The following is a 21,091-nucleotide window of genomic DNA, read 5'->3' as shown; positions in this document are numbered from 1 at the left end:
CTTAAATACATTCCTCAGCAAGCGAATTTTAAAAAATCGTTGGTATTAAGGTGGATTTAAGCGATCCTATTTCACTGAAAGATCGGCAAATAAGGGTAGATGAATGGCAGGCAGACCACGCGAATTCGACCGCGAACAGGCATTAGTGAAGGCACGTGACCTCTTTTGGCGACAGGGTTATGAAGGTACGTCGATGTCGGATTTGGTTGCCGAGCTGGGCATTGCCTCCGCACGTATTTACAAGGCGTTTGGTTCAAAAGAGCTTTTGTTCCGTGAAGCCATTGCCTGTTATGAAAGCCATGAAGGTGGGTTTGCCGATCGCGCATTCAGTGAAGAAAGCAGTGTGCATACGGCAATAAAACGCATGTTATACGACGCCGTGGCACTCTATAGCCGCGCTGATGCACCACAAGGCTGCATGGTGGTTTCCTCTGCAACCAGTGTCAGCGACGAAAACGCCGGTATCAAAACCTGGTTGGCAGAACACCGCCGGTTGCGCACTCAGGGCATTATTGAGCGCCTGAAGGCTGCGGTAATCGCGGGCGAACTGCCACCCGAAACCGATGCCGAAAGCCTCGGTGATTATTTTGCCGTCTTTCTGCACGGCTTGTCGGTGCAGGCTCGCGACGGCGTCACGGAGGCACGTCTGCTGGCGGCGGTGGACGTGGCGCTCAGCGCGCTGGGCAACGGCGAATAACCTTCTGATTACTGCGGGTGCGTCGCGTTCTTTACAAAATCCGCAATATAAGGATTGGTATTTTCTGGCTTATGAGTCAAGGCAACCTGATACAGGATCGGCTCCCCAATAAGTTTGCAAAAAGAAACATTTGCCCATCCATTTTTTTGCATAAACTCCGGGACAAGACTGACCCCTAACCCCGAAGCAACCAGGCCGACAATCGTTTCCATCTGCAATGCTCGCTGGACAACCTCTGGAATAAACCCTTCCTTTTCACAGGCCTCCGTAATAGAACGATAGAGGCCAGGCCCTTCCTGCTCCGGGAATAATACCCAGGGTTCCCCCGCCAGAGCAGAAAGCGGCAAAGCACCGCTTGCGTTATCCGGGTGTTTTTTTGGCAAAACGGCAACCAGCGGACAGCTAAAAAATCGGTGATAAGAGAGTTTCTGTATTGCGTATTCAGGAACGGGTAACACCACAATGCCAACGTCAAGCGAATCATCCAGAATGCCTGCCACCTGACGTGCGGTTGTCATTTCTTTCAACTCAAGAACAACCTTCGGGCAGGAGACGTGAAAACGAGCAATCATGTCAGGAAGCAAATGTCTGATGGCAGTGGCCACAAAACCGATACGCAAAGTCCCTGTCATTCCCTCGCCAGCACGTCGGGCCAACAACATCGCCCTTTCCATCTGCATGAGCGTCGCAACCGCTTCCTTCTGCAACACCTTTCCTGCTGGGGTCAGTGCCGTGATTCGATTTGTTCGCTCAAAAAGCCGGGTACCCAGCGTCTCTTCCATATGACGGATCGCTTTTGTCAGCGGGGGTTGAGCCATATGTAAACGCTCTGCTGCTTTCCGCATATTCATTGTTTCCGCAACAACCAGAAATTGGCGCAACTGACGCAGGGTGAGCATATCGCGATACCTTTAATGTATTAAGAAAGCACCACAATAGTATTAGACACATCATGGAAGCCACATGAATATACTCCCTGTATATATTCGTGGAGCAGAAAGGACAATGAACATACTCAGATCATTATCACTGCCTTACCGAAGCATAAATATGCTGGCGGCCTTCCTGATGATGTCGGCATCATGCGCGCTGGGCGCGTCAGAAGAAAATGACCTATCCAACCCGATCAGCCGTACAGAGAGGTATGTTGCACTTGAGAATGGAGAACGGCTCCACATTAGGGAAGTCAGACTGAAATCAAGCAGTACGACACCACTTTCGCCGGTTCTACTGATTCATGGTGCCCGTGTTCCCGGTATCGCCTCTTTTGATCTGCCCGTTAAGGGCGGCTCTCTGGCAGCAGGCCTGGCACAGGCAGGGCTTCAGGTGTATATCCTTGATCTGCGGGGGTATGGGTTATCAAGTCGGCCAGTTGAAATGGATGCACCGCCTGACCAGTCAATGCCGTTGATACGCACTGCAGATGCCGTAAACGATATCGCCCACGCCGTACGTGCTATTCAAACATGGAATGGTTCCCCCCGCATTAGTCTCCTGGGATGGGCTACCGGGGGTCACTGGGCAGGCGCTTACGCGTCGCAGTACCCCCAGAATGTTGAACGACTGGTTCTTTATAATACGCTTTATGGCGGAAGCGCCCATCACCCATCACTGGGATATGGCTCGCCACTGGAAGACCCTCGGAACCCCGGGCATTTCAACACGGCAAAATTTGGCGGCTGGGGTCTGAGCACGCGAGACAGTCTGTTTGTTGTCTGGGATAAAAGCATTCCCATGCTGGATAAAACTCAGTGGCGTGATGAAACGGTTAAACGCGCTTACGGTGATGCGGCTCTGGCATCGGACAAAACGTCACAACGCAGAACACCGCAAAGTTTCAGGGCGCCAACAGGTGCAATGGCTGACAGCTTTGAACTGGCCACGGGCAAAAAACAGTGGTCCGCAACAGCATTAACTAACGTTCCGGTGTTGGTTATCCGCTCTGAGCGGGACTTCTGGAGCCGGCCCGAAGATGCTGCGGCCATCATGAAAGATGCCCCCCTGGCAGAGATGCTGGCCATTCCTGAAGCCACACATTTTGTCCATCTTGATCGGGATAACGCCGGCAGAAAACGCTTTCTCGAGGGCATTGCCACATTTCTGGCACAACCGCATTGATCGGTCAACGCGGCCCTCCGTTTTGCGTTGCTGGATGAAAGACAGTGAATATGATGAGATAAGCACGCTGTTGGGCGCCCTGGTTCACCTGCTCAGTCGAGACACATGAGTCTCATGGTGCCTTGCTCATTGATCGACCGAAATGGGCTTGAACTCTGACCAGCCTTAGGCAGCAGGCGTCCCCTTCGACAGAAACGACGGTACTCAATCTTCCGGCAGATCGAAGATCACCAGCGTGCCCTCGCTGCCCGGTAATACGCGGTGTGGCACGCCAGCAGAAGCCTGATATAGCTGGCCGGCCCTCACCACAATTTCGTCCCCCGCCACCTGCAACCGCAGTTGGCCGCTGATCACCAGGAGGCCTTCGTTGTAATCATGCACTTCTTCCTCACTGCTACGCGAGTCCATGCGCAGCACTTTGATGTTGGCCGAGCCGACATGTCCCAATACGCGGGAACGCCATGCCTGCGGAAGACCGGCTGCCAACGCGGTAAGATCGAACAATGACATAAACCCTTTCACTCACAAGCAGCGCCCATCGCGCTACCGCAATGTACCCTCTCCCGCGCAGACAGTTAAATAACCAATGCTTTTAACCTATAGCCAAGCGCCTCAAACCGGCACCCGGCGGCTAATTTCAACAACCTGATCGCTGGGCAAATAGTAATAATCGGTTACGTGCATACCGTTGCGCACCATCAATGCAAAAATGTTGCGCTGCCACGCCGGTAATCGGTCATTGGCCTCGCGGCGTACCACGGTTTCATGCCCCAGGTAATAGGTCGCGTCATCAAAATTCAGCCCGGTTTTCTGCGCCTCTGCATGGCGTAATAAGCGGGGAATATGGGGCCGCTCCATAAAACCGTAGCTGGCGATTCCGCACCAGAACCCCGGTGACTGTTGTCGGATGACCAACCGCTCGGCATTCGCTACGCGGGGTTCGTTGACGATCATAATATTCAGTGTCAACACGGTGGCGTGCAGCGAACCGTTACGCTTAACGTGCCACTTCATCACCGGCGGCGTGCCATTTAGCGTACGAGTAAGAAATATTGCAGTGCCGGGTACACGGGGGATTTTTTGCTCTTCAAGGTGTGCCAGGAAATCCGTCAACGGCACGCTTTTTTCCCCCAAGGTACGGGAAGCCGCGATCACCCCGCGATGCCAGATTAGCATCACGCCGTACACCAGAGTGGCCAACAGCAACGGGACATAACCGCCCTGCATTACCTTGCTGAGGTTGGCCAACAGGAAACTGAGATCGACGATAAAAAAGCCGCCTGCCACCAACAAACTGGTGACCACTCCCCATCGCCATACCTCTCGCATCGCCACAAACAGCAGCCCGGTGGTCATGATCATGGTAAGCGACACGGCGATGCCGTAAGCGGCAGCCAAATTATCGGACGACTTGAAGAACACCGTCAGGAAGACGGTGACCGCCATCAGCAACCAGTTGATGGCACCGATGTAGATTTGCCCGTAGCTTTCCTCCGTGGTCTGTTTCACCTGCAGGCGTGGCAGCCAGCCAAGCTGGATCGCCTGACGGGTCATGGAGAAAGCCCCGCTGATGATAGCCTGACTTGCGATGATCGTGGCCAACGTCGCCAGGATAACCAGAGGGATTTGCAGCACCGGCGGACACAGGCGGAAGAAGATATTTTGGGTCACGTCGGCGCCAGACAGAATGAGCGCAGCCTGCCCGGCATAGTTCAGCAATAGGCTGGGGAAAACGATGCCAAACCACGCAAGCCAGATCGGCTTTTTGCCAAAATGCCCCATATCGGCGTACAGCGCCTCTGCACCAGTGACACAGAGGAAAACGCCACCGAGCACCAGAAAGCTGGTCACCCCATTAGAGAACAGGAAGTTAACGCCGTACAAAGGATTCAACGCCATCAGCACCGCAGGATGCTGAATAATCCCCCAGATGCCCAAGGCCGCGATGGAAAAAAACCACAGCGCCATAATCGGCCCAAACACCCTACCGATGCGTGCAGTGCCGAGCGGTTGAATAGCGAACAGGCTGACCAAGATGGCCACCGCCGCCGGCAAAATATAGGGCTGCGATTCAGGCAGAACAATGTTAAGCCCTTCCAGCGCCGACAGTACGGAGATCGCCGGGGTGATCGCCCCATCGCCGTAGATCAATGCCGCACCAAACAGGCCGGCAAACAGCACCATTGGGCGGGAGCTGGTCTTACTGACCAACAGCGACATCAAGGCCATGATGCCGCCTTCGCCACGGTTATCAATACGCATCGCGAACATTGCGTATTTCAACGACGTAACGATCACCAGTGTCCAGAAAATAAGCGACAACAACCCGAGGATCACGGGTACCGAGGGGGTATCGCCAGAGAGAAACAGCACCGTTTTGAAGGTATACAAGGGGCTGGTACCAATATCACCAAACACCACACCCAGTGCGCCACCTGCCAACAGAGTTAAGCTCGACTTGTTGGGTTGTTCCGTGTCACTGCCGGCAGACATAACGTAATCCTCTTTGAAAATCGAACGGTCATCCTGTCTTAGTCTATGAATTATTATCGCTTCCCCCCAGCAAAGCTACTGCACGATCACGATAATCTGAATTGTCATCCGCCATCGGTACACTGTGGCATAACAGCCACTGAAACGACGTCTGCTGAGTAACGGTTTAAAAATGCCGGTTGGTAATGGTCTATAGTCGTTGTGCTGCCATTACCCTCAAAACTCGACCAATTTTGGTTTAAAGAGAGGTTAGATGAACGTCAGGCTCAATATACACGCCTCCGCCCGGCGTTTACTGCCCAACGGGTGGGATGTTATCGCCTTCCCGATGATTATCGGCACTATCGCGATGATGGCTGTTGGCCTGCATCAAACGATGCAGCCAATCATGACGCTAAAAACCCAGGCCATCTCTCTTGATCCCGCTAACCTGCCTGAATATGCCCTGCGCACCACCTTGCGCATGCTTATCGCCATGGTGGCAGCGCTGATATTTTCCTTGGTTTACGGCACGCTGGCAGCCAAGAGCCGCCGTGCGGAAAAAGTGCTGGTGCCTATTCTCGATATTCTTCAGTCGGTGCCGGTACTCGGTTATATTTCCTTTACCGTGACCTTCTTTATCGCACTGTTTCCCGGCAGGGTGTTAGGCGTCGAACTCGCCGCCATCTTCGCGATTTTCACCAGCCAAGCCTGGAATATGACCTTCAGTTTTTATCAATCACTGCGCACCGTGCCACGTGATTTACTGGAGGTGTCGCGCGGTTTTCATTTGAGCCCCTGGCAGCGTTTTTGGAAGCTGGATGTGCCGTTTTCAATGCCGGGCCTGATCTGGAACATGATGATGTCGATGTCTGGCGGCTGGTTCTTTATCGTGGCGTCTGAAGCCATTACGGTCGGTAATAACACCTTTACGCTACCCGGTATTGGCGCCTACCTCGCACAGGCGATACTGAGCAAAGATCTGCACGCGGTCGGTTGGGTACTGCTCACCATGACCGTGGTGATTTTGGCTTATGACCAGTTGTTGTTCCGCCCATTGGTGGCGTGGGCAGACAAATTTCGCATGGAAACCACCCGCTCAGCCCATGCGCCAAACTCGTGGGTGCTGAACCTGATGCGCCGCACGCGACTCATTCACCTGTTATTGACGCCCTTGGGTGCACTTCTGGCCAAGACCGCACGCCTGCGGCTCAATCTGCCGACAATAAGACGCCGCCGAGCCAGCAACGTGCAACGGCAAAAACGCTCGCGCCTGATCGACCTATGCTGGAGCGGCCTGCTGATCCTGCTGACGATCGCCATTGCTTATCACGTGATCCTTTATGTGCAGACCGGGGTGACGCTGGCGGACGTCGGCCATGTGTTGGTACTGGGTCTCATTACGTTGTTGCGCGTCACCGTACTGATCGCTATTTCATCGCTGATCTGGGTGCCGCTTGGGGTGCTGATTGGGCTGCGCCCTGCGTTGGCCGGCAAAATTCAGCCTATTGCCCAATTTCTGGCCGCCTTCCCAGCCAACCTGTTGTTTCCCGTATTCGTCATCACCATTGTGCACTTCCACCTCAATCCGGATATTTGGCTGTCGCCACTGATCGTGCTCGGTACCCAATGGTACATCCTGTTCAACGTGGTCGCGGGCACCAGCGCCTTCCCCAACGACTACCGAGAAGCCGCTGCCAACTTCCATATTCGTGGTTGGCAATGGTGGCGTCAGGTCATGCTGCCCGGCATTTTCCCGTATTACATCACCGGGGCCATTACCGCCTCAGGTGGCGCCTGGAACGCCAGTATCGTGGCAGAGTTCGTGCAGTGGGGCAGCACGCAGGTCACGGCACATGGACTGGGCGCCTACATCGCACAAACCACCACCGCGGGCGACTTCCCTAAAATCATTTTGGGCATCGCCGTGATGTCGTTATTTGTCACTCTGTTCAATCGCCTGCTGTGGCGTCCGCTGTATGCCTACGCCGAATCCCGATTCCGCATCGATTAAGGAAGCGTTCAGATGTCAGATCCAGAAAACAGGGTAGCGCCGCTCGCCGGCACGGAAATTTTAGCGGTAAAGAACATCGACCACGGCTTTAACACGACGCACAGCGAACTGCTGATCCTCAATGACGTTAATCTGTCTTTACGGGCCGGGGAGATTGTCGGGTTGCTGGGGCGGTCTGGTTCCGGTAAATCAACGTTGCTGCGGATCATTGCCGGGTTGATCGAGCCCACATCAGGCACGGTTGACTATCTTGGCCAACCGTTAAGCGGCCCGGCCAAAGGCATTGCCATGGTGTTTCAGACCTTTGCCCTTTTCCCCTGGCTCACCGTATTGCAAAACGTGGAGGCGGGACTGGAAGCCTTGGGTGTTGCCGCCAATCAACGGCGTGAGCGCGCGCTGGCCGCGATTGACCTGATCGGTCTGGACGGCTTTGAAAACGCCTACCCGCGTGAGCTTTCAGGCGGCATGCGCCAACGGGTCGGCTTTGCCCGGGCCTTGGTGGTGGACCCAACGCTGCTGTTAATGGATGAGCCCTTCTCCGCGCTGGATGTGCTGACGGCGGAAACACTGCGTACCGACCTGCTCGATTTATGGAACCAGGGCCGTATGCCGATTAAGTCCGTGTTGATCGTGACGCATAACATTGAAGAAGCGGTGTTTATGTGTGACCGAATTTTGGTGCTGTCCTCCAACCCCGGACGGGTCGTTGCTGAAATCAAGGTGCCGTTCAGCCACCCACGTAATCGGCTGGATCCGTTATTCCGCCGCCTGGTGGATGACGTTTACGCCAAAATGACCGCCAGACCGGTGGATGAGAGCGTTAAAAAAGGCCTGAAGCTTGGCACGCGTTTACCGCATGTTTCCACCAACCTGATTGCCGGTCTGATAGAAACGTTGGCTGCCGCGCCTTATTTCGGCCGCGCCGACATGCCGGACATCGCCCATTCGCTGCACCTGGAAGTGGATGATCTGTTCCCGATCGCCGAAGTGCTGCAATTTTTGGGGTTCGCAGATGTCCGTGAAGGGGATATTTTTCTGACACCCCCAGCGCGAACCTTTGCCGACTACGATGTCCAGGCACGTAAAGTCATGTTCGCCGAGCATTTACTGCGCTACCTGCCGCTGGCCGCGCTGATCAAAACTGTGCTGGACGAACGCCCGGGCCACCGTGCGCCGCGTATGCGCTTTGAGCAGGAATTGGAGGACTCGCTGTCTGACGCCGCGGCGAAGGAGACACTGGACACCGTCATTAACTGGGGACGTTATGCGGAAATCTTTTCCTATAACGATCAGACCGAGTTTTTCAGCCTGGAAGACGTCGAATTCTGAATCACATTTGGCGCGGGGTGTTCAAACCCCGGCCTCTTTCAACAACCAGCGTTGCAGATCCAGTCCCTCCGGCGACAGTTCACTGTCTTGCCGCACGCACAGGTAATAATCACGGCCGTCGTCGATCGCCAGATCGAACAGCTTAACCAGTTCACCACTGTTCAGGTAAGGCGTGATCAATGGCTCGCGCATCAGGGCGCACCCCAGCCCGGCCTGCACTGCCGCCAAGGTCAATAAACCGTCTTCAAACAGCGGGCCGGTGCTGCGTAAGGGGCGCCGCGCCCCGGCTAGCTGAAACCACTGCATCCAGGTCGTGCGTTCTTCATCATGCAACAGCGGCAGCGGCGAGAGTTGATCTGGCGTATCGAACACCCCGTGTAGCTTGATAAAACCCCGGCTGCACACGGGCACCATTTTACCGGACATCAGTTTTTCACTGCGATAACCTGTCCATTGCCCGGCACCAAAACGAATCGAAATATCCGCAGCGTCACTGAGATAGTTACGGTGATTAGCGTACACCACGTTAATGTCGATCTCGGGGTTCTCACGTAGAAAACCCTGTAGCCTTGGCATGAACCACCCCATGCCAAACAGCGGGATCAGACTGATGGTCACCTGTCGGGATGCTGATTGTTCTCGCACCTGCTCCGTCGCCTGACGCAGTACGTTAAACGCCGAGCGTATCGAACGGTAATAGTCCCGCCCTTCATTACGCAGGATCAGCTTACGCCCTTGGCGTTCGGTCAGCGGCATCTGCAGAAATGCCTCCAGGGTTTTGAGCTGATGGCTCACCGCCGAGGGTGAAATCCCCAGTTCTTTCGCTGCGCCGGTAACGCTGCCCAAGCGGGCAATAGCCTCAAATGCCCGCACAGCACGAAGCGGCGGATCGTTGGGTAACGGCACTGTGTATTGTTCTGTTTTTTTCATATATTGGCTATTTTTGTGAAAATACAGCGAAGGTTTAAATTTAATATACAGATAAATCAATCTATTAAAAACACGCGTTTTTTGTATAAGAAATTATTTTTCCGTATTTTACAATTTTTTTTAATTCTCTAGTGTGAGCGTCCTGAATCATTATTTTTCGGGACTCTCCCCTATGGATACGCTGATACAGCAGACCGTCAACGGCCTGATGCTCGGCAGCATTTATGCGTTGATCGCCCTGGGCTACACCATGGTTTACGGCATCCTGCGCATCATCAATTTTGCCCACGGTGATGTGTTGATGGTTGGCACACTCAGCGCACTGTCCGCCATCGGCGTGTTACAGCACCATTTTCCTGCGCTGTCGCCGTATGCCGTGCTGCTGCTGGCGGCACTTATCGCCATGACGGTCTGCGCCCTGGTATCGATGAGTATCGAGCGTCTGGCCTATCGCCGCCTGCGCAATGCGCCGCGCCTGGCGCCCCTGATCAGCGGGATTGGCGTTTCGCTGCTGCTACAAACGTTGGCCATGCTTATCTGGTCGCGCAATCCGTTGATGTTCCCGCAACTGTTACCCATGTCCCCTATCGCGCTAACTCAAGGCAGCGCTGAACACGCACCGGCGGTGATCACCGGGACGGGCATCGCCACACTGGTCGTTGCCGTACTGGTGATGGTCGGGCTGTTGTTCTTGGTCGAACACTCACGCTTTGGCCGCGCCATGCGCGCCACGGCTGAAAACCCCCAGGTCGCCAGCCTGATGGGTATTGATCCCAACCGCATCATCATTCTGACCTTTGCCCTTGGCGGTGCTCTCGCAGCCGTGGCAGGCATCATGATGGCCAGTAACTACGGCAATGCCGGTTTCTCCATGGGCTTCCTGCCCGGCATCAAGGCCTTTACGGCTGCCGTACTGGGTGGGATCGGCAATCTGCGTGGCGCGATGCTCGGCGGATTACTGCTAGGGCTGTTTGAATCACTGGGCACCGGTTATCTCGGCGAACTGACCGGCGGGACTTTCGGCAGCAACTATCAGGATGTGTTTGCCTTCCTGATTTTGATTGCCGTGTTGGTGTTCCGCCCATCCGGGCTGCTAGGCGAACGCGTCGCTACCCGCGCCTGAGGACAAAAATGACTATTCTGACCACCATGATACATACCGACAGCCCACACCGCGCCAGACTCGGCGTAGTCTTGTTTATGCTCGGCCTGGTGCTGGCCCCCTGGGTGGCCGGTGCCGCAGGCGGCAACTATTGGGTACGGGTGATCGATTTCGCACTGCTGTACCTGATGTTGGCACTGGGGCTGAACATCGTGGTCGGCCTCACTGGCCTGCTGGATATGGGGTTTATCGCTTTTTACGCGGTAGGCGCCTATCTGACCGCGCTGTTGTCATCTCCACATTTGACCGATCAGTTCCCGCTGCTATTGCACTGGTTCCCGAATGGCCTGCATCTGTCGATTTTGTTACTGATCCCCTTGGCTGCACTGCTGGCAGCGCTGTGCGGCATTTTGCTGGGGGCACCCACGCTGCGGCTTCGCGGTGACTATTTGGCCATCGTCACACTGGGTTTCGGCGAGATCGTGCGTATTCTAATGCGTAATCTGGATCGCCCCCTCAACATAACCAATGGCCCGAAGGGGATTTCCGGCATCGATCCCGTCTCATTGTTTGGCCTGACGTTTTCCGGCATGCACCAATGGTTTGGCCTGCGTTTTTCGTCGCTCTACCTCTATTACTATCTGTTCGCCGCATTGCTGTTGCTGATCCTGTTTATCTGTCTCCGCCTGCAACATTCGCGGGTTGGCCGCGCCTGGACCGCCATCCGCGAGGATGAAGACGCTGCACGCGCCATGGGCATCAATACGCGTAACTTCAAGCTGCTGGCATTTGCCATTGGTGCCACCTTTGGCGGTATTGCCGGGGCGCTGTTTGCCGCGTTTCAGGGGTTTGTCTCGCCAGAGTCCTTCACCTTGCAAGAGTCTATCGCCGTCTTGGCCATGGTGGTTTTAGGCGGAATGGGCCACATACCCGGCGTGATCCTCGGCGCTTTGCTACTGGCCGCGCTGCCAGAATTGCTGCGCAGTACCATGGGGCCACTGCAACAGGCGTTATTTGGGCAGGTGTGGATCGATCCGGAAATTATCCGCCAACTGTTTTACGGGCTGGCGTTGATTCTCGTGATGCTCTATCGCCCTGCGGGCTTGTGGCCGGCACGCCACCCACAAGGGGCAACGTCATGACACCACTCCTCACGCTCAGTAACGTCAGTAAACGCTTTGGCGGGCTCACCGCTGTCGATGACGTCAGCATCAGTATTCGTCAGGGGGAGATTTACGGTCTGATTGGGCCGAACGGTGCAGGAAAAACCACCTGTTTTAACCTGATCACCGGCCTGTATCGCGCCGACAGCGGCGAATTCCGTTTACAGGATCGCCGCTACAAACCACAGGCGATAGATAAAGTGGCGCAAGCCGGTATTGCGCGTACCTTCCAGAATCTGCGGTTGTTCAATGAAATGAGCGTGTTGGAAAACGTGATGGTCGGCTGCCATCTGCGTACCCGCAATGGGCTCTGGGCGGCAATTTCACGCCACCGTCGCGCGCGGCAAGAAGAACAGACAACGCGGGAGAAGTCCTACGCGCTGCTGGAGTACGTCGGCATCAGTCAATTTGCCGATTACCGCGCCAGCGATCTGTCCTATGGCCATCAGCGTCGGTTGGAAATTGCCCGCGCATTGGCCACCGAACCCAAATTGCTGGCCCTGGACGAACCGGCGGCAGGCATGAATGCTGCCGAGAAAGTGGCGTTGCGCGATCTGCTGCAACGTATCCGCGAAAGCGGCAAAACCCTGCTGTTGATCGAACATGACGTCAAGCTGGTGATGGGATTGTGCGACCGCCTGACGGTACTCGACTACGGCAAAGTTATTGCCGAAGGCGAACCTGCTCAGGTACGACGCGAACCTGCCGTGATCCGTGCCTATCTGGGAGGGGCTGCCCATGTCTGAACCGTTACTGGCAGTCAAACAACTAAAAGTGTCCTACGGCGGTATTCATGCCGTTAAAGGCATCGATTTTTCGGTGAACAGCGGCGAACAGGTGACATTGATCGGTGCCAACGGTGCCGGAAAAACCTCCAGCCTGCGAGCACTAACGGGCCTGCAGCCCTTCGGGGGCGAGATCCTGTTTGAGGGACGCTCTATTCGCGGCGTACCGACACATCAGTTATTGCAACAAGGGCTGGTCATGGTGCCGGAAGGACGCGGTATTTTTGCCCGCATGACGGTACTGGAAAACTTGCAGCTCGGTAGTTATTTGCGACGTGACAAAGCGGCAGTACGTCAGGACCTGGAACAGGTTTGCACCCTTTTCCCACGTCTGCGCGAACGGCTGCAACAGCAGGCCGGGCTGCTTTCCGGCGGCGAGCAGCAAATGGTTGCAATGGGCCGCGCCTTGCTCAGTCGCCCCCGGCTGTTGGTGTTGGATGAACCCTCGATGGGTTTGGCACCCATTGTGGTCGAAGCCATTTTTGAGGTCATCAAACGTCTTTCTGGTGACGGTGTCACGCTACTTTTAGTGGAACAAAATGCCCGGCTGGCGCTGGCATCAACCGACCGCGCCTATGTGCTGGACAGCGGCAGTGTGAGCCACTGTGGACGCTCTGCCGACATGTTGGATGATGAAAAAATCAAACAAGCCTATTTGGGTGAATAACCTTTTTATTTTTAATCACACCGGGAGCTTTACATGAACAAGATAACTCGATTGAAGCCGCTGGCACTTGCCGCCGCCGTTTTGGTTAGCCTGAGTGCGGCATCACCGGCTCTGGCCGATGAAACTATTCTGATCGGCCTGGCGGGTCCGCTGACGGGCCCTTCCGCGCGCATCGGCAAAGATTTGGAGAACGGCGCGCAGCTGGCGATCGCCGATGCCAATGCCCAAAAACCCACGCTGAAAGGCAAGCCGGTCATCTTTAAACTGCTGTCAGAGGACGATCAGTCCGACCCACGTACTGCGGTTGCCGTAGCCCAACGCTTGGTGGACGAAGGCGTCGCAGGTGTGGTGGGCCACTGGAACACCGGTACCAGCATACCGGCAGCACGCATTTACCACGATGCCGGCATTGCCCAGGTCGCGCCCGTCGCCACCGGCCACGGCTATACTCAACAAGGGTTCGATACCAGTTTCCGCGTGATGGGCCATGACGATGACGGTGGCAATTACGCGGGTGAATATGCGGCCAAGGTACTCAAGGCCAAGCGTATTGCGGTAATAGATGACCGTACCGCCTTCGGACAAGGGCTGGCAGATGAGTTTATCAAGTCACTGGCGGCGCAAGGAATTCAGCCGGTAGCGCGTGAATATGTCGACGACAAGACTGTCGATTTCAGTGCGGTATTAACCACCCTGCGCAGCAAGAACGCTGATCTGATCTTCTTCGGCGGTGTTGATTCTCAGGCCGCTCCTCTGGCCCGTCGCATCAAACAACTGGGGATGAATACCCAATTAATGGGTGCCGGTGGTTTTGTCAGCCAGACGTTCCTGACGCTGGCGCAAAAAGAAGGTGAAGGCGTCGTCGCACTGGAGCCCGGTTTGCCGCTGGAACAGATGCCAGGCGGCAAGGCCTTTGAGCAGGCCTACCGCGACCGCTACAAAACCCATATCGAACTGCATGCGCCGTTCGCCTACGACGCCACCCGGGTATTGATTGCTGCCATTGAGCAAGCGGGGTCTGCCGATCCAGCCGATTACCTGCCGGCATTACGCACCCTTCATTATCAAGGTGTTACAGGCACCATTGCATTCGATTCTCAGGGCAACCTGCAACAGCCGAGCTTCACCCTTTATCGGGTCGTTGACGGCAAATGGCAGCCGCAGAGCGTACTGGGCGGCGCAAAAACACAATAAGAAATCCGCAAGGCAATGAGGAGCAAGGCGATGAGCGATGCAAAAAACGAATTGGGTATTCTGGCCCGGCGACGCATAGAGGCGGAAATCATTAAACCGATCTATCAGATTCTGGTGCGTGAGATAGGCAAGGAACGCGCACAGGCGGTGATCGGCGAAGCCATCGAAAACGCCGCCATTGAGGCGGGCAAAAACTTTGCTGCGCAGGAGCCCAATGGCGCCGATTTGCAGAGTTTCGCCGCCTTGCAATACCTGTGGGAAAAAGACGATGCGCTGCAGGTAAAGGTGATCTATCAGGACGAACAACATTTCGACTATAACGTTACCCGCTGCCGCTATGCCGAGATGTACCATCAAATGGGATTGGGCGAAATCGGTCATTTGTTGTCTTGCGCGCGCGACAGCCAGTTTATCGTTGGCTATGCGCCGGATGTCGAGCTGCAACGTACCCAAACCATTATGTCCGGTGCGTCCTGCTGTGATTTCCGCTATGCGACCAAACCGCAGGGAGAGAAGGAATGACACAACGGGTGAATGGGGAGCGCCTGTGGCAAAGCCTGCGTGATATGGCACAGTTTGGCGCCATCCCGAAAGACGGCGTCACCCGGCTGGCGTTGAGCGAAGAAGATCGCCTGGCACGCGACCAGTTGCGTGACTGGGCACTGGAAGCCGGTTGCAGCGTGCGCGTCGATCGCATGGGTAATATGTTTCTGCGACGTGAAGGTTCTCGCCCAGAACTGGCACCGGTGATCACCGGTTCCCACGTTGACTCTCAACCCAATGGAGGACGTTTTGACGGCATTTATGGCGTGCTCGCCGGTCTGGAGGTGATCCGCACTCTCAACGATCGCCAGATCACCACGGAACGTGCCGTTGAGGTCGTCAACTGGACTAACGAGGAAGGTGCACGCTTCGCCCCGGCGATGATCTCCTCGGGGGTGTTTGCTGGCGTATTTGACCTGGCGTACGGCCTGTCGCGTCGCGACGATCAGGGTGTCAGCATCGGTGAGGCATTGCAGCAAATCGGTTATGCGGGTGAACATGCGGTAGGCGGAATGCCGATTCACGCCGCCTTTGAACTGCACATTGAGCAAGGGCCGATTCTTGAAGCAGAAAACATTGAGATTGGCGTGGTGACAACGGCGCAAGGGCAACGTTGGTATGAACTGGAAATCACCGGTTTTAGCGCCCATGCAGGTACCACACCGATGGATCGCCGTCGCGATGCCCTGCTCGGTTTTGCCGCCATGGTTATTGCCGTCAATAACATCGGTACGGATTTCATGCCCGACGCCCGCGCCACGGTGGGCATGGCACAAATTAGCCCCAATTCGCGCAATGTGGTACCCGGTAAGGTGTTTTTCAGCGTCGAATTCCGCCATCCGCAAGAGAGGGTACTGGAACAGATGGAACAGCGGCTGTTAGCGGCCGTAGCCGAGGTTGGTACCAAGGGTCTGAGCGCCCACGCCGAACGTATTTTCCAGTATCAACCGATACGCTTTGATCAAGGTTGCATCGACAGCATTCGGCAAGCCGCACGGTCACTGGGCTATTCCCACCGCGATATGGTTTCCGGAGCGGGTCATGACGCCTGCTACCTGAGCCGGGTTGCGCCGACGGCGATGATCTTCATTCCCTGCGTGGAAGGCATCAGCCACAACGAACTGGAAAATATTTCCCGCGAATGGTCGACAGCCGGTGCCAACGTACTGCTTAACGCATTACTGGCGCAAACCCATGCCTGAACACATTGCCCCGGCCCTTCGGTCGGGGCAATAAAAAATATTCAACAAACTGGTTGAATATTCGCCTGCCTGTTATATATTCAACCATATGGTTAAATTATCTTCCTCACAGCTGGACGCCATTTTCCGAGCGCTTTCTGATCCAACGCGTCGCGCGATACTGCGTACGTTGGCCGATGGAGAGCACAGCATTGGTGAACTGGCCGCGCCGTTGCAGATGTCGTTTGCCGGCGCCTCCAAGCATATCAAAGCACTGGAGCTTGCTGGGCTGGTGCAACGCACCGTGCAGGGAAGAAACCATATCTGCCGGCTTGAACCCGAGCCAATGGCACAAGCCATGCAATGGCTGCAAACCTACGAGCATTTCTGGACAGAGCGGCTGGACGCGCTGGAAATCGCGCTGCTGCAGCCCGAACCGAATCCTCCCAAGGAGTGAACCATGAACGACTACGGCATGATTATTGAAACCGGCACGCTGCGCATTCAGCGGCTGCTTCCCGGCCCGATCGAGCGAGTATGGGCCTATCTGACGGAATCCGACAAACGCGCCACCTGGCTGGCCGCCGGCGATATGAAACTGGAAAATGGTGCCCAGGTTGAGCTGGTGTTCCGCAATTCTGACCTCACCGGCGAGCATGAACAGACGCCGGCCAAATATAAAAACCTTGGCTGCAGCGTCAGCAATATCGGTCACATCACCTGCCTTTTCCCCCCACGCCTGCTGAGCTTTACCTGGGCGGAACAAGGACAGAGTCGCCCTTCCGAAGTGACCTTTGAACTGACTGAACAGGGAAATGCCGTGCTGTTGACGGTGACCCATCGCCGCTTGGCTAACCGCGACGAAATGCTCAGCGTCGCCGGAGGCTGGCACACGCATTTAGATATCCTGGTCGATCGCCTGCATGATCGTCAGCCACAGCCGTTCTGGAGCACCCACGCCAAGTTGGAAGAAGAGTACCGGGCCAGACTCTAGTCAGCTTTCATCCCGGCGTCTGAACGCCAGATAGCCGGTCACCAGCGTAAAACCGCCGACCAGCAACACCAGCAAAATAAAGCCGTGGTGGTTGCTGGCCAGCGGGATCCCTCCCACGTTCATCCCGAAGAAACCCGCAACGATATTGATCGGCAGCGCCAACACGGTGATCACTGTCAGGGTATAGAGCGTACGGTTATTCTGTTCCATCTGCTTGGCGCCAATCTCCTCCTGCAACAGACGAATACGCTCGGTAAGACTGGCCAGATCGTTCAACACCACGGTAAATTCTTCCGTGAATTGGCGCAGATCTTGTACCACGTCGCGGCTCAACCAGGCCGGTGGCCGGTTGAGCAAACGGAACAGCGCCGCAGGTTCCGGTGCCAGTAAACGCTGAAAACGCAGCAGCATACGGCGCATACGCCCCAGTTCTGTACGGTTTCGTTTAACGTGATTACTCAATAGGCGGTCTTCGATGGTATCGACATACTGGTTGGCCTGTCGCACCACCTGCTCAAGCACATCTTCCTGTTCTTCCAGCAGATGCGCCAGCAGTTCGGTCGAGGATGTCAGTTGTAGCGGCCCCAACCGGCTCAGCAACCGTTCGATTAAACGCAGCGGCTTGTGCCGTACCGTGACCACCAGCCCGCTACGGCAATACAGCCATAACGTCGCGATCTCTGGATTGTTTTCTTTAGGGTGAAAAATCACGTCGTTGAGCACGGCAAACAGATCGTCGCCCTGACGTTCAATACGCGTGGTATGTGAACCATGACGGATCTCATCGAAGAAAAAGTCGGAAATAGCGAAGTGATTTTTCAGCCATTTCTCAGCGGCTGCATGGTTCAAATTGAGATGTAACCAGATAAAACCCTCACCCGGTGACAATGTCTGATAAGCCTGACAAGCCTGCTGCGATGAAACGCGTAGCGGCGGCTCTGCCGTGCGGAATACGTGGCCATAAATCAGCCCGGTGACCTCATCATCGAAATCAAGTTTGTGCAATTTTTCCGCAACCGTTTGAGCCATAAATCTTTATCCTGAATAACCACACCAATTAATAATCAGCTCCAGCATTTATATCAATCTTTAAATGCCAACGTTAATTATTTTCACTTTTCCCGATGATTAATATTACCGTCATAAAAAAGTCACATTGTTTCCCAATACTTTGATGGCAACAGCGTACGGCTCCGTCAGTATTCTAAATGAAGTTTATCGGGAAGGTCCTTTATGAGCGAAAACAGCGCCGTTCAAGCAGGTGCACCATCTGCATCCAGCCTGCCAAAAATCTACCAAAAGAACAGTCGACTCACTGTTCTTTTTTTTGTGTTTTTATTAGTACTGGGGATAGCTTTTGCCGGGGTTAATTTATTTAACGACGTGAGTGATGCGGGTGCGGTATATACCAGTTACCTCCCGTTCCTTTTATTAGGATTAGCGCTACTGATTGCATTGGGCTTTGAATTCGTTAATGGTTTTCATGATACGGCCAATGCCGTTGCCACGGTGATTTATACCCACTCATTGTCGCCGATGGTGGCGGTTGTTTGGTCAGGCTTCTTTAATTTTCTCGGCGTGCTGCTTTCCAGCGGCGTGGTGGCGTTCGGTATCATTTCGCTGCTGCCCGTCGAGCTGATCTTACAGGCTGGCACCGGTAACGGCTTCGCCATGGTTTATGCGCTGTTGTTCTCGGCGATTATCTGGAACCTCGGTACCTGGTGGCTCGGGTTACCTGCCTCGTCATCTCATACGCTGATTGGCTCAATCATCGGCGTTGGGGTGGCCAATGCGCTGATTCACGGCCGCACCGGCACCAGCGGCGTAGATTGGGGACAAGCAATCAAAGTGGGCTACGCTCTGTTGCTTTCGCCGGTGATCGGCTTTGTGTTTGCCGCATTATTGCTGCTGGCGCTGAAAGTCTTTGTCAAAAACCGCCAACTCTATACCGCCCCTAAAAACGACTCGCCGCCGCCGTTGTGGATCCGCGGTTTACTGATCCTGACCTGTACGGGGGTTTCCTTTGCTCATGGGTCCAACGATGGGCAAAAAGGAATGGGTTTGATCATGCTGATCCTGGTCGGCACCATGCCCATTGCCTATGCGCTCAACCGCTCAATGCCACCCGAGCAAATCCCGCGGGTCGCCGCACTGGCAGAAGTCACCAAAAACCAATTGCTGAGTCAGTTTCCGGCCGTCAACCAGGCACAACCGCGCGACGTGCTGACCGGCTATGTGCGGACCAGCGAACTCTCCCCCGACGTCGTGCCTGCACTGGCCCAATTGACCGGCGCCATTGGCGATCAAATCCGCCAGTACGGTTCGGTCGACAAGATCCCCGCTCAGGCCGTGTCTAATACCCGTAACGATATGTATCTGGCGTCGGAGGTCATTAAACACCTGAAGTCGGAAAAACAACTTCACCTATCCGCCGACTCGCAGCGCAATCTGGATGCCTTGAAAAGCGATCTGGATAGCGCCACCCGCTTTATTCCGTTCTGGGTCAAAGTGGTCGTGGCCATTGCCCTTGGGCTGGGCACCATGGTGGGCTGGCGACGTATCGTCGTGACCGTGGGCGAGAAGATCGGTAAAAGCCATCTCACCTATGCCCAGGGGGCCAGCGCCGAGCTGGTGGCGATGACCACCATCGGGGCTGCAGACATCTTTGGGCTGCCGGTTTCCACCACGCATGTGCTGTCATCCGGCATCGCCGGCACCATGGCAGCCAACCGCTCCGGTCTGCAAATGTCTACCCTGCGTAACCTGCTGATGGCCTGGGTCTTGACGTTACCGGCCTCGGTGCTGCTTTCCGCTGGGCTGTACTGGATTTTCAACCATTTCTAAAACCGGGCTAACACGGAGAATTAACCATGTCTATGCATGAATTTAACCGCGACGAGAGCTTCAACCAGCGCTTGTTGCAAGAATTTTACGACAGCTATGACGAAGAGCTGGAAATGGAGCTGGACGATCTGCGCTTTGACGATACCGAAGTGGACAGCGACTCGAAAAAGGCGTGGCGCAAACAGTACTTCCGCGAATTGCTGCGCTTACAGGGGGAACTGGTCAAACTGCAGGACTGGGTTATGCGTACCGGCCATCGGCTGGTGATCATTTTTGAAGGCCGTGACGCTGCGGGCAAAGGTGGGGTGATCAAACGCATCACTCAGCGCCTGAACCCGCGCACCTGCCGTGTGGCTGCACTGCCAGCCCCCAACGATCGCGAACGTACCCAGTGGTATTTCCAGCGTTTTATTGCCCATCTGCCGGCCGCAGGCGAAATGGTACTGTTCGATCGCAGCTGGTACAACCGTGCCGGGGTGGAGAAAGTGATGGGCTTTTGCAGCGACGAAGAATATGAAGAGTTCTTCCGCAGCGTGCCAGAGTTCGAGAAAATGCTGACGCGCAGTGGCATTCAGATAGTGAAATACTGGTTCTCAATCACCGACGACGAGCAAGAGTTGCGTTTTCTCAGCCGCATCCACGACCCATTGAAGCAATGGAAACTCAGCCCGATGGATCTGGAGAGTCGCCGCCGCTGGGAAGACTATACCGAGGCCAAAGAAGTCATGTTAGCACGCACTAATATTCCTGAAGCCCCCTGGTGGGTAGTTCAGGGTGTCGATAAGAAAAAGGCGCGGCTAAATTGCATCAGTCACCTGCTTGAGCAACTGCCCTATGAAGAAGCGGAGGGCAACGTGATCACCCTGCCACCACGCAAACGCAGCCCGGATTACAACCGTCATCCGGTTCCGGACACAATGGTGGTTCCAGAAGTGTATTGATGTCTATAGGGAGGCGGTACGCCGTCTCCCTGCGTTTTTTTCGCTACAATACCCCCCAAGATTCCTGACCCGTTGTATCAACACCCTATTTTCTCCACATTTGCTGTGCAGACTCTT

The 21,091-nt window shown here is 55.1% G+C and carries 20 protein-coding genes; 15 read left to right on the top strand and 5 right to left on the bottom strand.

What is annotated here, in order from left to right; genetic code table 11:
- Nucleotides 1-103 precede the first annotated feature (103 nt).
- The gene (locus ACI2J2_RS05070) at nucleotides 104-697 is read left to right on the top strand and encodes a TetR/AcrR family transcriptional regulator (protein ID WP_404759564.1); all 594 of its coding nucleotides are present in this window, start codon (nucleotides 104-106) and stop codon (nucleotides 695-697) included.
- Nucleotides 698-705: 8 nt separating this feature from the next.
- Here the strand turns inward: ACI2J2_RS05070 and ACI2J2_RS05065 are convergent, their stop codons facing one another.
- Nucleotides 706-1,596, bottom strand: a complete 891-nt coding sequence (locus tag ACI2J2_RS05065; RefSeq protein WP_404759563.1) for a LysR substrate-binding domain-containing protein — start codon at nucleotides 1,594-1,596, stop codon at nucleotides 706-708.
- 64 nt (nucleotides 1,597-1,660) lie between these two features.
- Between ACI2J2_RS05065 and ACI2J2_RS05060 the strand changes: the two genes are divergently transcribed.
- Nucleotides 1,661-2,815, top strand: coding sequence for an alpha/beta hydrolase (locus ACI2J2_RS05060; protein WP_404759562.1), 1,155 nt, complete (start codon nucleotides 1,661-1,663; stop codon nucleotides 2,813-2,815).
- 204 nt (nucleotides 2,816-3,019) lie between these two features.
- Here ACI2J2_RS05060 and ACI2J2_RS05055 read toward each other — a convergent pair whose 3' ends face one another.
- Nucleotides 3,020-3,325 (bottom strand): cupin domain-containing protein, encoded by a 306-nt coding sequence (locus ACI2J2_RS05055; RefSeq protein ID WP_404759561.1) that lies wholly within the window; start codon nucleotides 3,323-3,325, stop codon nucleotides 3,020-3,022.
- A gap of 102 nt (nucleotides 3,326-3,427) precedes the next feature.
- On the bottom strand, nucleotides 3,428-5,308 hold the full coding sequence (locus ACI2J2_RS05050) for a potassium transporter Kup (protein WP_209633598.1): 1,881 nt from the start codon (nucleotides 5,306-5,308) through the stop codon (nucleotides 3,428-3,430).
- A 253-nt stretch (nucleotides 5,309-5,561) separates the two neighbouring features.
- Between ACI2J2_RS05050 and ACI2J2_RS05045 the strand changes: the two genes are divergently transcribed.
- Nucleotides 5,562-7,301, top strand: coding sequence for an ABC transporter permease subunit (locus ACI2J2_RS05045; RefSeq protein WP_265553357.1), 1,740 nt, complete (start codon nucleotides 5,562-5,564; stop codon nucleotides 7,299-7,301).
- Between the two features lie 12 nt (nucleotides 7,302-7,313).
- A complete protein-coding gene (locus tag ACI2J2_RS05040; protein ID WP_404759560.1) occupies nucleotides 7,314-8,630 on the top strand; it encodes an AAA-associated domain-containing protein in 1,317 nt (438 codons plus the stop codon).
- 21 nt (nucleotides 8,631-8,651) lie between these two features.
- Here ACI2J2_RS05040 and ACI2J2_RS05035 read toward each other — a convergent pair whose 3' ends face one another.
- Complete coding sequence (locus tag ACI2J2_RS05035) at nucleotides 8,652-9,560, bottom strand: LysR substrate-binding domain-containing protein (protein WP_404759559.1); 909 nt, start codon at nucleotides 9,558-9,560, stop codon at nucleotides 8,652-8,654.
- Nucleotides 9,561-9,732: 172 nt separating this feature from the next.
- Here ACI2J2_RS05035 and ACI2J2_RS05030 point away from each other — a divergent pair, with 172 nt between their 5' ends.
- From ACI2J2_RS05030 to ACI2J2_RS04990, 9 genes are all read left to right on the top strand, one after another.
- Entirely contained in the window at nucleotides 9,733-10,683 is a 951-nt protein-coding gene (locus ACI2J2_RS05030) for a branched-chain amino acid ABC transporter permease (protein ID WP_404759558.1), read from the top strand.
- A gap of 8 nt (nucleotides 10,684-10,691) precedes the next feature.
- Entirely contained in the window at nucleotides 10,692-11,804 is a 1,113-nt protein-coding gene (locus ACI2J2_RS05025) for an ABC transporter ATP-binding protein (protein ID WP_404759557.1), read from the top strand.
- On the top strand, nucleotides 11,801-12,571 hold the full coding sequence (locus tag ACI2J2_RS05020) for an ABC transporter ATP-binding protein (RefSeq protein ID WP_404759556.1): 771 nt from the start codon (nucleotides 11,801-11,803) through the stop codon (nucleotides 12,569-12,571). Before ACI2J2_RS05025 ends, ACI2J2_RS05020 begins: the two co-directional genes overlap by 4 nt.
- Nucleotides 12,564-13,277, top strand: coding sequence for an ABC transporter ATP-binding protein (locus tag ACI2J2_RS05015; RefSeq protein ID WP_404759555.1), 714 nt, complete (start codon nucleotides 12,564-12,566; stop codon nucleotides 13,275-13,277). The genes ACI2J2_RS05020 and ACI2J2_RS05015 overlap by 8 nt, the downstream gene beginning before the upstream one ends.
- 33 nt (nucleotides 13,278-13,310) lie before the next feature.
- A complete protein-coding gene (locus ACI2J2_RS05010) occupies nucleotides 13,311-14,471 on the top strand; it encodes a branched-chain amino acid ABC transporter substrate-binding protein (RefSeq protein WP_404759554.1) in 1,161 nt (386 codons plus the stop codon).
- A 30-nt stretch (nucleotides 14,472-14,501) separates the two neighbouring features.
- A complete protein-coding gene (locus tag ACI2J2_RS05005; protein WP_209633615.1) occupies nucleotides 14,502-14,993 on the top strand; it encodes an L-2-amino-thiazoline-4-carboxylic acid hydrolase in 492 nt (163 codons plus the stop codon).
- The gene (locus tag ACI2J2_RS05000) at nucleotides 14,990-16,216 is read left to right on the top strand and encodes a Zn-dependent hydrolase (RefSeq protein WP_209633617.1); all 1,227 of its coding nucleotides are present in this window, start codon (nucleotides 14,990-14,992) and stop codon (nucleotides 16,214-16,216) included. The genes ACI2J2_RS05005 and ACI2J2_RS05000 overlap by 4 nt, the downstream gene beginning before the upstream one ends.
- Before the next feature lie 88 nt (nucleotides 16,217-16,304).
- Nucleotides 16,305-16,652: a helix-turn-helix transcriptional regulator gene (locus ACI2J2_RS04995; RefSeq protein WP_209633619.1), complete on the top strand. Its 348-nt coding sequence runs from the start codon at nucleotides 16,305-16,307 to the stop codon at nucleotides 16,650-16,652.
- Between the two features lie 3 nt (nucleotides 16,653-16,655).
- A complete protein-coding gene (locus tag ACI2J2_RS04990; RefSeq protein ID WP_209633621.1) occupies nucleotides 16,656-17,189 on the top strand; it encodes an SRPBCC family protein in 534 nt (177 codons plus the stop codon).
- On the opposite strand, the gene ACI2J2_RS04985 is transcribed toward ACI2J2_RS04990, so the two are convergent.
- Nucleotides 17,190-18,218: a transporter gene (locus ACI2J2_RS04985; protein ID WP_209633623.1), complete on the bottom strand. Its 1,029-nt coding sequence runs from the start codon at nucleotides 18,216-18,218 to the stop codon at nucleotides 17,190-17,192. It lies immediately after the preceding gene.
- A gap of 204 nt (nucleotides 18,219-18,422) precedes the next feature.
- On the opposite strand from ACI2J2_RS04985, the gene ACI2J2_RS04980 reads away from it, so the two are divergent.
- On the top strand, nucleotides 18,423-20,033 hold the full coding sequence (locus ACI2J2_RS04980) for an inorganic phosphate transporter (protein ID WP_209633625.1): 1,611 nt from the start codon (nucleotides 18,423-18,425) through the stop codon (nucleotides 20,031-20,033).
- A 26-nt stretch (nucleotides 20,034-20,059) separates the two neighbouring features.
- Nucleotides 20,060-20,974 carry a polyphosphate kinase 2 gene (gene ppk2 / locus ACI2J2_RS04975; protein ID WP_209633627.1) on the top strand — a complete coding sequence of 305 codons (915 nt, stop codon included), beginning with the start codon at nucleotides 20,060-20,062 and terminating at the stop codon, nucleotides 20,972-20,974.
- Nucleotides 20,975-21,091: the final 117 nt, after the last annotated feature.

This window comes from Serratia sp. NPDC087055, assembly GCF_044900985.1.
GTDB lineage: Bacteria > Pseudomonadota > Gammaproteobacteria > Enterobacterales > Enterobacteriaceae > Serratia.
The sequence above is the reverse complement of the archived record's forward strand: the minus strand, read 5'-3'. Positions and strand labels throughout refer to the sequence as shown.